Origin of the sequence: Paenibacillus hexagrammi (assembly GCF_021513275.1) — a bacterium.
GTDB lineage: Bacteria > Bacillota > Bacilli > Paenibacillales > NBRC-103111 > Paenibacillus_E > Paenibacillus_E hexagrammi.
This window is the reverse complement of the sequence record NZ_CP090978.1, coordinates 2600588-2613600: the sequence shown is the minus strand read 5'-3', so window position 1 is coordinate 2613600 and position 13013 is coordinate 2600588. Positions and strand designations below refer to the sequence as shown.

At 43.7% G+C, this 13013-nt stretch carries 15 protein-coding genes; 9 read left to right on the top strand and 6 right to left on the bottom strand.

The window, feature by feature from the left end; all coding sequences use genetic code 11:
* The first annotated feature begins 70 nt into the window (after window positions 1-70).
* The 6 genes from L0M14_RS11485 (at window position 71) to L0M14_RS11460 (ending at window position 4989) form a co-directional block, all read left to right on the top strand.
* Window positions 71-496 (top strand): FMN-binding protein, encoded by a 426-nt coding sequence (locus L0M14_RS11485; protein ID WP_235122209.1) that lies wholly within the window; start codon window positions 71-73, stop codon window positions 494-496.
* Window positions 496-1389, top strand: coding sequence for an FAD:protein FMN transferase (locus L0M14_RS11480; RefSeq protein WP_235122208.1), 894 nt, complete (start codon window positions 496-498; stop codon window positions 1387-1389). The genes L0M14_RS11485 and L0M14_RS11480 overlap by 1 nt, the downstream gene beginning before the upstream one ends.
* Window positions 1390-2208 carry an RnfABCDGE type electron transport complex subunit D gene (locus L0M14_RS11475; protein ID WP_235122207.1) on the top strand — a complete coding sequence of 273 codons (819 nt, stop codon included), beginning with the start codon at window positions 1390-1392 and terminating at the stop codon, window positions 2206-2208. It begins immediately after the preceding gene.
* A 720-nt stretch (window positions 2209-2928) separates the two neighbouring features.
* Window positions 2929-3195 (top strand): hypothetical protein, encoded by a 267-nt coding sequence (locus L0M14_RS11470; RefSeq protein WP_235122206.1) that lies wholly within the window; start codon window positions 2929-2931, stop codon window positions 3193-3195.
* Window positions 3196-3235: 40 nt separating this feature from the next.
* Window positions 3236-3949 (top strand): response regulator transcription factor, encoded by a 714-nt coding sequence (locus L0M14_RS11465; protein ID WP_235122205.1) that lies wholly within the window; start codon window positions 3236-3238, stop codon window positions 3947-3949.
* A complete protein-coding gene (locus tag L0M14_RS11460) occupies window positions 3946-4989 on the top strand; it encodes a sensor histidine kinase (protein ID WP_235122204.1) in 1044 nt (347 codons plus the stop codon). The genes L0M14_RS11465 and L0M14_RS11460 overlap by 4 nt, the downstream gene beginning before the upstream one ends.
* A 300-nt stretch (window positions 4990-5289) precedes the next feature.
* On the opposite strand, the gene L0M14_RS11455 is transcribed toward L0M14_RS11460, so the two are convergent.
* From L0M14_RS11455 to L0M14_RS11430, 6 genes are all read right to left on the bottom strand, one after another.
* Entirely contained in the window at window positions 5290-5733 is a 444-nt protein-coding gene (locus L0M14_RS11455) for a winged helix-turn-helix domain-containing protein (RefSeq protein WP_235122203.1), read from the bottom strand.
* A 228-nt stretch (window positions 5734-5961) separates the two neighbouring features.
* Window positions 5962-6726, bottom strand: a complete 765-nt coding sequence (locus L0M14_RS11450; RefSeq protein ID WP_235122202.1) for a YheC/YheD family protein — start codon at window positions 6724-6726, stop codon at window positions 5962-5964.
* A 13-nt stretch (window positions 6727-6739) separates the two neighbouring features.
* Window positions 6740-7843, bottom strand: coding sequence for a glycosyltransferase family 4 protein (locus L0M14_RS11445; protein ID WP_235122201.1), 1104 nt, complete (start codon window positions 7841-7843; stop codon window positions 6740-6742).
* Between the two features lie 155 nt (window positions 7844-7998).
* Complete coding sequence (locus tag L0M14_RS11440) at window positions 7999-8442, bottom strand: peptidase inhibitor family I36 protein (protein ID WP_235122200.1); 444 nt, start codon at window positions 8440-8442, stop codon at window positions 7999-8001.
* Between the two features lie 205 nt (window positions 8443-8647).
* Window positions 8648-9235, bottom strand: coding sequence for a TetR/AcrR family transcriptional regulator (locus L0M14_RS11435; protein ID WP_235122199.1), 588 nt, complete (start codon window positions 9233-9235; stop codon window positions 8648-8650).
* A 23-nt stretch (window positions 9236-9258) separates the two neighbouring features.
* Window positions 9259-9942: an alpha/beta fold hydrolase gene (locus L0M14_RS11430; protein WP_235122198.1), complete on the bottom strand. Its 684-nt coding sequence runs from the start codon at window positions 9940-9942 to the stop codon at window positions 9259-9261.
* 275 nt (window positions 9943-10217) lie between these two features.
* Here L0M14_RS11430 and L0M14_RS11425 point away from each other — a divergent pair, with 275 nt between their 5' ends.
* The 3 genes from L0M14_RS11425 to L0M14_RS11415 are packed head-to-tail and all read left to right on the top strand — an operon-like array spanning window position 10218 to window position 12858.
* Window positions 10218-11735 (top strand): DUF6891 domain-containing protein, encoded by a 1518-nt coding sequence (locus L0M14_RS11425; protein WP_235122197.1) that lies wholly within the window; start codon window positions 10218-10220, stop codon window positions 11733-11735.
* Window positions 11686-12393 (top strand): hypothetical protein, encoded by a 708-nt coding sequence (locus L0M14_RS11420; RefSeq protein WP_235122196.1) that lies wholly within the window; start codon window positions 11686-11688, stop codon window positions 12391-12393. Before L0M14_RS11425 ends, L0M14_RS11420 begins: the two co-directional genes overlap by 50 nt.
* A gap of 48 nt (window positions 12394-12441) precedes the next feature.
* A complete protein-coding gene (locus L0M14_RS11415; protein ID WP_311198872.1) occupies window positions 12442-12858 on the top strand; it encodes a tetratricopeptide repeat protein in 417 nt (138 codons plus the stop codon).
* Window positions 12859-13013 lie beyond the last annotated feature (155 nt).

Genomic DNA, 13013 nt, shown 5'->3' with positions numbered 1-13013 from the left:
TTGGTGTAACATGAATCCAGCAGGGGATAGTTGTCGCAGCATGTAATTTTAGTAGGTTGGAGGAATGCATATGGCCAAAATGGATAAAAAGTGGGTCATCTTATGTACGACTGCCATAGGCGTAATCTATAGTGCTGGATATTTGTCAACAGAAGAGCAAGCTGCTCTACAGGAGCCACAGCACCACATAAATTCCAATATTCAATCCGTCAGCAGTCAGGTCAAAAGCCAGTATAAGAATGGAACTTTTGATGGGGCTGGAAGTAATCGTCGTGGTTCCATTGAAGTTAAAGTTACGATAAACCATGATAAAATCACCGACGTGGAGATTAGTCGCTTTGCCATGCATTATTCTAAGAACGATGTTGTGGGGTTACCACAAGAAGTTATACAAAAGCAAAGCGCCAAAGTGCAAAATGTTTCAGGAGCAACGTATAGCACGCAAGCATTCCAAGATGCCATTGAAGCTGCGCTAACACAAGCGAGGAATGTGTAATGGTGCAAATTGTGAAAAAGTCAAAGCTTATGATGGATACCGTTATTGAGATTAAAGTGGTTACCTCCCGGTCGCCGCTAGATATTGAGCCTGTGATAGAGCAAGCATTTAATGCGTTTCGAAAGGTAGAACAAGCTTGCAGCCGGTTCACTCCCGAAAGCGAATTGATGAAAGCATGCCAGCAGATTAGAACGCCTGTTCCAATCAGTTCATGGTTATTTCAACCCTTGAAGTTTGCTTTGGAAATGGCGGAATGGACACAGGGGATATTTGACCCCACAATCGGAAAAACACTGGAAATGTACGGCTTCAATCAACATTATTTAACCAAAGAAATCGCTTCAAGCCTAGCTGTAGATGACACTTCTTATCGGGATGTGATCTTAAACGATCATGATCGAACGATGACCTTGAATCGGCCGCTTGTGATTGATTTAGGTGCGGTTGCCAAAGGATTTGCTATTGACTTAGCCGCTCAAGTATTAACTAGCTTTCAAGGTTTTGTCATTAATGCGGGTGGAGACCTATATGCTGGTGGGTTGGATGAAACAGGACATGCTTGGCAAATCGGAATTCAGCATCCGGAGCAAGCGAATCACATCATAGACTCCATTCATGTAACCAACGAAGCGGTATGTACATCTGGCAGCTACGTGCGAAGAAGCAAAGTCAGAGAAGATATCCATCATATTATTAACCCGATCAGCAAACAATCTCCACATGAGTTGACTAGCTGCAGCATTGTGGCCCCCTACGCCATGATGGCGGATGTATGCTCAACAGTCGTCTGCTTATATGGCTTGGAACAAGGCAAGAGAATGATCAACGACATGGAACTGAAGGGGATTTTGATAACATCGAATTTGCATGTGGAAAGAGTAGGAGGGATCTAAATGTCAGCTCAACCATGGCATAAAAAACCGAAGAGCTATGTCATCATTTCCTTGGCGGTCATTCTACTTATAGCCGCGTTACTCTCATCGGACAGTAAAGGAATCTTTAATGCCATTGTTGCTGGGATTACTGCTGTAGGGATGGATTGGATTTGCTTTCGTCTGAGAAAAAGAAAAAAATGGATTCCGGATGGTGCTGTGATCACAGGCCTTATTATCGCCTTAATTTTAAGTACCGCAACTACATGGTATATCGTGGCAATCACTGCGACCATGGCTATCTTATCTAAGCATTTACTCGTATATAAAAATAAACCGGTGTTCAATCCGGCTGTCTTTGGTCTGCTGTTATCCATTCTCTGTTTTCAAACCGGACAGAGCTGGTGGGGTGCATTTGGAGATCTTCCAGCGTGGACAATCGGATTCCTGCTCGTAGCCGGTTACGCGGTAACCAGTCGAGTTAACAAATTTCCACAAGTATTTGCATTTCTTAGCTTGTATTTTTTGTCATTATTCTTGCTGGGGCTCATACATGTGGGAGGAGCTGCCGATGCATTTCGACCTCCTTTTATAAACGCGTCATTGTTCTTTGCACTATTTATGCTGACAGACCCGCCAACCTCACCCGTCTCCAATAAAGATCAAGTGGTGTTTGGTTTGCTGAGCGCAATCGTAGGAGTGATTATTTATAGTTATTTTGGCGGACTTATGTACTTATTTATCGGATTGCTTATTAGCAATGCTTATCACGTGATTAGATCAAGAACCGTGTCAAATATTGTTTACAACAGCAAGCGAAACCCTCCAATTTCTAAGTAGGGATATCGCCAACAAAACGCGGAAAACGTAAGCTAAGCGAAAATATCTTCAAACAAGCCGGAGATCCCGTACGCTAAGGAAATCCGGCTTTTTTTGTGCAAGTGCTACGGAAGATCAACTTTTAAACCATATTGCTTCTTTGCTTCCTCGGATCTCGAATGCTTGGTCGGTCAAGTCTTGGATAAGCTCAATTTGCCGTATGCATGGCGTATTGTGTTGTACTCATGGAAATAGGTTCTGATGGGGAAAAATTACAAAAAAATGTTGTCCAACGACACAAAAAACCAGTTTATTCATTCATTTACTTCAGAAAAGGCAACGAATGCTTGCGATCTGCCTCCTCGCTCTGTATCATTTCAATTTCCACCGCCGTCACAGCATGGACTTAACGAAGATTTAACATCTCCTATCGTACAATGAAACTATCCGGATCGAAGAAGGAGGCGACAACATGAACCCCATTATTTATTGCGTAGGTGCTGTAATTGTGCTGGTTGCAGGAATTATTTATTTCGTTCGCAAGAAAAGGTCATAAAGGACATGCTCTAGACTAGTGAATTCAATCAAAGATCTATCGGACATGTTGCCAGAGAGCTTGGGCAATTCTATTCAACCTATAGAACAAGAAGCTCGTTGTGAATGTAAGAAGGCAATTAACATCAATATAACAACGGAGTTGTTATAATTGCCTTATCGTACACATGAAGGGAGTTATTTACAATGGAGCGTCAAGTAGTGCAGCAGAAGCGCAAAGGTATTTTCTGGATTGCAGTTTCTTTTCTCATATGTCCGTGCCACTTGCCATTTACCCTAACTTTGGGACTCAGCTTGCTTGGAGGTTCGGCAATGGGCGTAATGCTACGGGAGCATCTTATCCTCGCTGGCGTGGTGGTGACGCTTGTCTGGGGGGAGGAACCTGGTACGGATTCCGCAAGCTTCGTACAGCTACCTGTAGCATCCCTGTTAAGAAGTCATCCAGCATGCTAAAATAGAAATAATATGCAAATTGCTCGACAAGGGGGTGGGGATGATACGGATTTTACTGGTAGAGGATGAAGTAGATATGGCGCAGGCGTTGGCCAAGGGCTTGCGCCGGGAAGGGTATGCGGTGGATATTGCAGAGGATGGTGCGGCAGGGTGGGAGATGGCAGAAGTGAATCGCTACAATCTTGTGTTACTGGATCTTAATCTTCCTGTAATGGATGGCTTCGAGGTCTGCAAGAGACTCCGACAATCACAACCCCGTCTTTCTATCATCATGTTAACTGCTCGTCACGATTCTCATAACATTATCAATGGGCTTGACGTAGGGGCAGATGATTATATCGGAAAGCCCTTTCATTACCACGAGTTGTTGGCCCGGATTCGCGTGCAACTACGGCGGGAAACTCCACTTAAGGTTTCTCGCCTTGCTTATCGGGATCTGTTACTGGACTCGGCTGCTCGAACTGTCATGCAAGCGGGGAGGTACTTGCCGCTGACCCGCAAGGAATTTGCGATCTTGGAGTATATGTTATTGAACGCAGAGGCAACGATATCAGCGGAAACTTTACTTGAGCACATCTGGGATGCCCATGCCGACCCGTTTAGTACGACCGTACGTGTTCATATAAATTCTTTACGCCGGAAGCTTGCCGCCGGAAGACTTGCCGATCATACGGAACCCTATATCATAACGGTGCAAGGTGAGGGATATCGTCTGCATTCGGGGGCTCATGTTGAGGCGGTGTGCTTCGAATGAAGAGATACCGCCTCTCTTTGCGTACTCGATTAGCGCTCTACACCACCTCCGTTCTTATGATGCTGTGTTTGATTTTTGCCGGCTTGCTTGCTATCTTTTCTCACTCCACCCCGATCTTGCCGAACATGCTGTTCAGCTTTGCTTTCACTGTAATTGCGGGGATGGTTAGCTCGTATTGGGTCTCAGGGCTTGCTTTAAGACCTGTTCGCGAAATGAGCGAAGCAGTTGCCGGAATCGATAGCCGCACCCTTCATACCCGGTTACGTTTGGAAGAATGGGAAGAAGAACTGCGCGACCTCGGCCTGTCATTCAACTCCATGCTGGATCGGTTAGAGGCTGCATTCCGTCAACAGAGCCGATTCATTAGCGATGCGTCGCACGAGTTGCGCACTCCGTTGGCCATACTGAGAACGCAGCTGGATGTGCTTGTTCTATCTCCGGATGATCCTGCAGACAGGGAAGACTTCCGACTTGCTGCGGATCGCATGTTAAGCCGTCTGGAATCACTTGTTGAAGACTTGCTTCTTTTGTCCGACGGCAGATATGCCCCGGGAGATGACGAGACTTTCGATTTGCGGCAGTTGCTGCATGATATCATAGTGGAAATTAAACCGATCTCACGAACGCTTGGGGTTTCTATACGGCTGGAAGTCCTTTTGCAGCAACCTATGGATAACGTGGTCGGCAGTCGACATCTATGGTTCCATGTTTTTCATAATGTGATCGAGAATGCAGTTCGCTACAACCGACAGGGCGGTGAAGTCAACATTCTTATAACTTCGGAAGCCGAGAACTTGGTAGTACTTGTGAATGACACGGGCATTGGCATTCGTGCTCACCAGAGAGATCTCATTTTTGAACGGTTTTATCGAGTAGAATCGTCGCGTAACCGCAACCAAGGCGGCTCGGGGCTCGGACTCTCCATCGCGAGGCATCTGACCGAGATGATGGGTGGGCAACTGGAGTTAGAACACACCGACGAAAACGGGAGCAGATTCAAAATAACACTTACATCATTTGCTAGGCCAGAACGAATATGACAATGGAGAAATCAGCACGGTTACGAGGATATTTCACATTTGAAGCCCGCAGGCCATTTCATTTTGAAGAGATGATCGTGACAAGCGGACTCCGTTGTAAATCGCTTTTGAAACTCGATCAAATTTATGTGCTCTTGCTTTGCCCTCTGACACCACATCCCCGAACGTTAGTTTGTTTTCGTTATACCAAACACTCATTCGCACGGGAAGCTCGTTCTGAGCTGAGGGGATGGTCAGAACATAATTTCAAAGTGTCTTAGCGTATGCATGTTCATGTAATGCTGAGGTTACTATTTATTTTCATTCCTGTTGGTCCTCTAGGATATACCCAACACCACGTATGGTTCGAATATGCGGATAGGGCGCGATTAGCTTTTTTCGAATAAAGCGGATATATACATCCACCAGATTAGAACTTCCCCGAAAATCGTATCCCCACACGTCGTTTAGGATTCGTTCCCGACTAAGAACTTCATTTCGATGTTCGATCAAATAAACAAGAAGCTCAAATTCTTTTGATGTAAAATTGATGTTGATCCCATTCTGAAACACTTCTCTTGATCGAAGATTCACGATTGTTTCATGAAGCCTATAGATCATGGAGTTATGCCTAATAAGTTCGCCATCGGTCTCTTCTGAACCCTCACAAGCTAACTCTACACGATTTCCGACATGTGCGAATTCTAACTGCAGCTGCCTTGCTATGTGTTCCTCAACTTCAATTACAAGTACTCTACTTGCCATTAACACCACTCTTTTCAAGGCGTTTGAATTCACCTTACATCTTATGTACTCGGAAAACGGGATGTTCGGCTTCACTTGTGACTGCTGCGGTGGTGAGAGGGGGAGGTACAATGATAAGGATGTAGTGGCCTATTATCACGGTTTGTAGGAAAGGAGTATGCAAAAACACCCACAATCCCCTGATGAAGTGGATGAAGGTGTAATACTTGGCTAAAGTAATAATGAGGTTTACTTGCGTTTTACACGTAGAAACCGGCCGTTTGCTCTTGCGTGTCTAAGTACTTTAACAAACATTTTTTTATCTTTTAACTGGTTGAATATGAAGGGATCTGGGGCTGTGTTGACTTCTATCACCCAAGGCTTCAGATTCTTATCGATTCCGATGTCAATACCAATTTCTCTAAATCCGGGATAGCTCTTCTGGTAGTGCGTTGCAATTCGATACCCTAAGTATCGTAAGCTTCTGATATAATCATGTTTCTTCTGATTTTTTAAATAGGAGCCGAGCAATACCTCTAAAGACAGCGGTTTGCCGCTATTGTGGAAGTTCGTCACTATTTTGCGGGGGTGAGCTACTCGGCCGATATACCCCGTTGTTTCCCAATTTTTGTGCGTGACTTTTTGAACCATAAGACGCGCGTCGAAGATTCGCTTCTGGTGTGTTAAGAGATGAATACCTTGCTGGATAAGATAGGATCTGTTTAACTTGGCTTTGCTAAGAGCGGCGAATAGGCCTTGAAACGTTCCAAATGACTTCGCTGTTTGACCTGCCTGATAACGGTATTTATCATTTTTCTCGACACGAATAACACCTTGTCCGGAAGTGCCATTGATTGGTTTTACATAAACCATTTTATGCTTTTTTAACATATAAAGAAGGTTCGCTTGATTATAGACTCTTGTTTCTGGAACAAATTTGCGAAGTTCTTTATTTAATAAGAGGACCTTTGTTTTAACCCATTTGCTTCCAATTGTTCTTGCTCTACCCACCATTCCTGCACACCTCTTATTCGGAAATTTTGGAAGAATAAATGTTTTCAAGCTTTCTAGCCGTAGCTCGCCAACTGAATTTTTTCGTTGCATCCAGCCGGGCATGCTTGGCGATTCTGTATGCCTTCGAAGGATTCTTGGCTAAATGAACAATTTCTTTGGCAAATGCCTCAGGTCTTTTGTAGTTAGAAACCAAAATTCCGTTATGTTGATGCTTAATAATCTCTGGAATACCTCCGATTCTAGAAGCAACTACTGGAATGCCGGAAGCCATAGCTTCTACATTCACTAATCCAAACGCTTCATGGCGCTGCGACGGACAAACGAAACAATCCCCAGATCGGTAAAAGCTAGGCATTTGACTCCGTGGAACATACCCTTTAAATGTAACTGGAATTCGAAGTGTTGAAGCGAGCTGCTTCAAGTATTTCTTGTAGCTTGGCTTGCCAGTTCCGCCCGCAATTTGAAGTTTAGCAGTAGGAATGGACTTTCTAACAATCTGAGTTGCTTTCATCAGAACGGGGATCCCTTTGAGAGGAATAAGTCTCCCAGCAAAAAGAATGACAAAAGGACGATGTAAGCCCGCCGATTTCTTCTTACGAGGTCGGTACTGATTAACATCTACGCCAAGATGAACAAAACGAACCTTACGACTTATGATTGGGAAGTTTCTTTTCAAATGCTTTTGAAGTGACAGGCTGTTGCCAATAACGAGATTAGCTTGCCTAAGATCGCTCGTGGCTTGTTTTTTGGTTGTTATTGGAGAGGATATGAAAGTTGTTGAATGTAAAAATATAGAAATTGGAGTAAGAGGGAAGGTTTTTCTAATCGTTTGCACGAATTTAGGGCGATTATCGATTTGAATCAGATCGTAGCGCTGACGTTTGATCGTATGAACTACATTAGATAGGTAAGCTTGTTTATTACTGCCAGCTACTCGAATAATAGTAATATGGCCTAGGATCGTTTTCCTCGGGTAGTTGGGACGTAATCGACTAATAATGGTTACTTGGTGCTTGGAAGAAATCTTTTTGGCAATTTGATAGATGTTGTGTTCCACCGAGCCTCCGACAGGGGGAGGTACGGGTATTTGTTCAGGGGCAATAATCAGAATACGCATATGGAAGAGAGTCACCTCGAGTCTTCTTATTGTTCGAGTTATCATATTCAAATGAAGGCGAGGAACTTGGAGTAGAGTTTATTTTGAAAATTAAATTTCTTTCATGTTAAAAGAAGAACGATCGGGGCTGCTCCCAAGATCGCTCTTCTTACAAATTATCGCTTTACATTCTTTCTGTTCATGGCAACGGTCCCGTTTCCGAGAACCTCGGCGAAGTTTTCAGGTGCAACTCGACGCGCTTGAATGTCGTCGATCTCAGCATTGGTCAATCGTCTGCGCGACATGATGAAGGATGATGTCTGATCATTGAAGTCAGGCAAGCTGTCTACTTCGATGGAGCCGCGAAACACCCTGCGGGGGCCTTGGTAATTGATATCCCGGAAAAGCACAAGGGTGCTGTTGCGATTGCCTGTGAACACAAAACTCGACAAGAGATCATTAAAATTAAAGATCACTAGGGTGCGCACTCCTAGGTTACCGCGAAAACGCAGACGGCGACCAGTTTGATTGTTATTTTCCCAGAGAACTAGTGTAGGCAGGGTTTGCGTAATAACTGCTTTTCTAACTCCTGGTTTTTTTGAAATAGTCTTATTCTGCATGTTCTCACCTCCCCGATAATATACGTTCTTGAATCGAGGAAGCTTGTATGATTGACCATATAAGGACTAAAAGGCGAATGCCATCATAAACCTGCCTGCCATTATCAGATTCAGTGGCGAGATCATCATTGTCACTAACCAGTCATAGTTTCAGATAACCATAGGACAAGGCTCTCCAATATCAGGAGCAACTACGATAGCATATCTATTCGCCCGTGCAATATTCTCTAATCATCTGTTCTTTCATCAGGTCTACCGGTAAATCAGGATAACTTGAAATCATCAGCATCGCTCCGTTTAAGGCGGAAGAAAAATAGAGCGCACGAAGCTTAGGCTCCTTAACCCCCATCTGTTGAAACATACGACATTGGACTTCGAACTGCGTACGGGACGCTTCGCTTAGCTTACGCCCATATGCTCCAAGAATTTGGTCATCTTGTGGCTGAGTCTGTAAATTCAAGTAAAATCTGTATATGTCGGGACGCTGGTAAACATTCTCTAATGCTCCCACAACGATATGTCGGAGCTGATCAGCCGGCTTTGGAAGTGCTGCGGCATTTTCCATGACCTCAGCTACTTCTCCAATTCGAACTTGAACCATTGCGGCCAATAAGTCTTCTTTTCCTTTGTAGTAATTGTAAAGAAGACCCTTGGATATCTGCGCTTGTCTAGAGACATCTTCTATTGACGTGGCATGATACCCTTTCTTTATAAAAAGCAGCATCGCCGCTGCATGAATTTTTTCTTTTGCAGCTTGTCGAATTCGTTCAAACTCTTCGGGATTACGGGGCAATTTGTGTCAATCCTCCATAACATTTAAAAAGGTTTTACAGCATTCAAAAAGGCATCCAATTTAGCAAGATGAACGAAATGTCCCGCACCGTCAACCGTAATTAATTGACAATTAGGAATAAGCTTAGAAACCTCCAATAGCTTTTCTTGCGGAACATGGCTGGCATCCCCGCCTCCAATGAGAAGAGTTGGTGTAAGAATTTCAGATAGACGGTCCCACCATTCGGGATTGGGTTCGTTAAGTTGCTGGATAATCGAAGGCACCACTTTCCAATCGAAGGGAAGCGGCTCGGATGGTTCTGGCGGGAATTCAAAAAATTTGCCGGTAAATGGGGGAGGCGTATCTTCCACAACAAGGCGCTCAACTCTACGTGGATAGGCTTCCGAGAAAAGGTACGAAACAGTCCCCCCCATAGAATGACCCATCAATGTAAATTTTTCCAGATCCATGGCGTTCGCAAAATGAAACAGATCATCACGCATAAGCTCAAAAGAATACTCATCCGTCCTAACGCTGCCTCCGTGTCCGCGCTGATCTAGAGCCAAGACGCGGTATTTTCCCCCTAAAATAGAGGCAACTTCATCCCAAGACTCAGCGTTTAAGCCTAAAGCATGAAGTGCAACCAGAGGCGGCGCAGATGGTCGACCAGTTTCCCGATACTGAAACAGGAGTCCATTCAATTCAATCTTCTTCATATGTGTTTCCATCAACATTCAACTCCTTTGTTGATTTACGCAGAATAAAGCGAAGCCCACTAGCAGGCTTAGATCGTCTGCATTTTTCAATTCAAAATCCTATGGAATACATTTCCATTTTATTATTGAATGAACGTTTGGTCAATCAAAAAGATTATCCACGTTCAGGACCTCTTGTTAAGCAATAGGGGAGGGTATTTCCAAAATGTGCTACTATGAATATATTAGATTTCTTTGTTGAAAGAGGAATCCTGATTCAAATATATCGAGGTAGGTGTAGGAAATACATGATCGAACAAATTGAACTGCTCGTCAGATCAGGTTTCTATAGCATAGAGGAAATCTTCGAAATAGTAACGGAAGAATATGACATTCCAATTGATAACAAACAGCTTCAGATAGAAATTAACAGCTTGTTCCATAGTCATATGGAAGCTTCTAATCAATGGGCTCGCCCAACTCATTTTGAACAACTTGTGGCGGTCTTTGATATGCTTTGCGATGGAGGTATCATTGCTCTGCATAACGCCGGCATTACAATAAGCGACGGGATTGACGATGCGTATGAATGTTATGAAGAATTGATTGAACGAGGAAAATTGCCTGCAGGCTACTGTTTTTATCACGAGCAGGATCTGAGGAGAGCTATTGAAAGTAATGTGCTGCCTATTGCTTTTGGCACGTTCAGAGAAAATCCGGAACACGCTTTAAAAGTTGCGGAGGTCATCATATCGTTTCTTGAAAGCTTTGGATTTCATGTGCACTGGAATGGCGACATCGATAGCCGTATTGAATTGCGGGACTTTGAATGGAGAAAGATGTACACCGAGCATGATTCTTATGGGTTGAAACGTGCTGTAGAAATTATTGAGGAATCCAATTATGACCTTGCCTTCAATGCTCCGCGACCTGTCGAGATTGATGACCATATTACGGCTACAGACATACCTGCTTATACCAGACATACGTTCTCTGAAATCAAGCACTTGCTCCCCGCAGACTGCTGGGCTTATTCCCGTGATGAGAAGAATAACGGCGAATTTGAAAATGAAACGGTGCTAGTCTATGAAGGAAACCTGACCGTTGAACAAATTCATCTTGATTATCCATTGGGTATTGATGCGGTAAGAGAAGAACACGAGCAGCAATCGGTGTTTTTAATCCTGGTAACAGGAGATTTGATTGTCAACAACTACATATATAATGAATATACGGATGGTTCAACAGGCTTGATTGTACTAGGCAATGTACAAGCCTCCAATATGATTGTAGGCGGTCAAGAAATTTATATCGGGGGCAATCTGGCAGTCAAGGAATTATTTTGGGGCGACTATAACCATGGAATGCTTAGCGTATGCGGAAACGTCGAGACTTCTTTTTTTGTAGAAACAGACGAATACGATGTCCGAATAAAGGGTGAACGCCATTTTAAGAAGCATTGGGTTGATGCTGATGAATGTAATGTAAATGACGTTCAAACAATGCTGGCGGAAGGATGCTACTGGTTGGAAGATCATGACAATTATGACGTGGGTCAAATACCGCTATGTAAAGAAGGCATGTTTGAAAGACTAAAGGCAAACCAGCCCCTGCTCATGGAAGGATGGCCGAAAGTACCGCCTCAGATTTTTGAGAATGAAGAATTGAGCGTGAACAATGTACAACGAATCCTAGCCTCTTCCTTATTCGGGGAGGACGTTATGTACAGTTTTTATTTAGATGATGTCAGCATAAGGGTGAGTCGGCCTTATCTTAATGAAGACGGCAAAAAAAATCGGAGGCAATATATATCTGCTGCAGGATGAAACTTACGCTGTATTCATTTACTTAAAAGAGAGCAAAAAGCTTCTTCTTACTAAGAAAATTTCACTTGATGTGATTTATCAAAACAATGCGGAGGAGGATTGGCATCAGTTGGAAGGCCATTCTCCTGCGCCGTATATGCAGATCCTGAATCATTACTGGCCTCGAATGCTGAAGGAAATCACCTACAGGGAAAGCCTCGACGCGGAGACAATTGCCTATTGGCAAGAGCGGCTCAGTGAAACAGTAACGGTGGAAAAGATCAATCGAATACTCGAATTGCCGATCGTAACGGAAAAGTTCAATGATTACTATGCTGAAGATAAAAGCGGCTACTGGAGCGGAAGCCTGTGTTATTTCTTCCGAATGCCAAAGGGACGAGACAAACCTCGCATCAGCATAGGTAAAGAAAGACATGACTTGCCGTTCATTTCTACGATTGAAGGCGATTCAGATATATTCTGCTATCACTTCGATATCGAAACCAGTGATGACGGTTTAGAAAAGGTCGTTTTAAAGTTTCAGCCGCATTACGAGGGGAATACCCTTCAGGTTGAAGCCGTTGAAATCCATCACATTCAAACAGCTATTCGGTTCTGGGGTAGACTGGAGAACACTATTGACATGCATAATAGTTATTTTTTAGAGGAGTGGTCGTAGACAAGCTACTTTCTAAATAAAATCGAATAGAACAGGGGGAGGATCGCATTGCAGCTCTCAGATTCCACTTATTCCGCAATTAGGGATTTATGTAAACAAGGCGATGATTTAGTGAAGACAGGTGATCTTGATGCCGCCAAGCAAAATTATATGGCCGCACTCCGTTTATTGCCTGAAAATCATCAAAAATGGGAGGCCGCAACCTGGATATATGTAGCTGTTGGGGATGTCCACTTTCGTATGGAGAAATACGATAAGGCTTTCAAGTGCTTTTTTAATGCCGTACAGTGTCCGAAGGGGTTGGGTAATCCGTATATTCATCTTCGGCTGGGACAGTTATATTACGAACAGGAAAACTTTGAAAAGGCAGCTGACGAGTTAACCCGGGCTTACATGGGCGCCGGTATTGAAATTTTTATGGAAGACGACCCCAAATATCTTGAATTCTTGGAGACAAACATCTAAGGATGTGTATGTGGCTAGTCTGCAAAGAAAGACTGTTGATAGACTGGAATGGAGAGCTCAGTAGTTTTCGGAGAAGCGTAGCGAAATAACAAAATGTCGACAGCGATCGGAGAAAAGCTGCTGAAGCTTGTAATGGATCCTACTTGATCAACAAA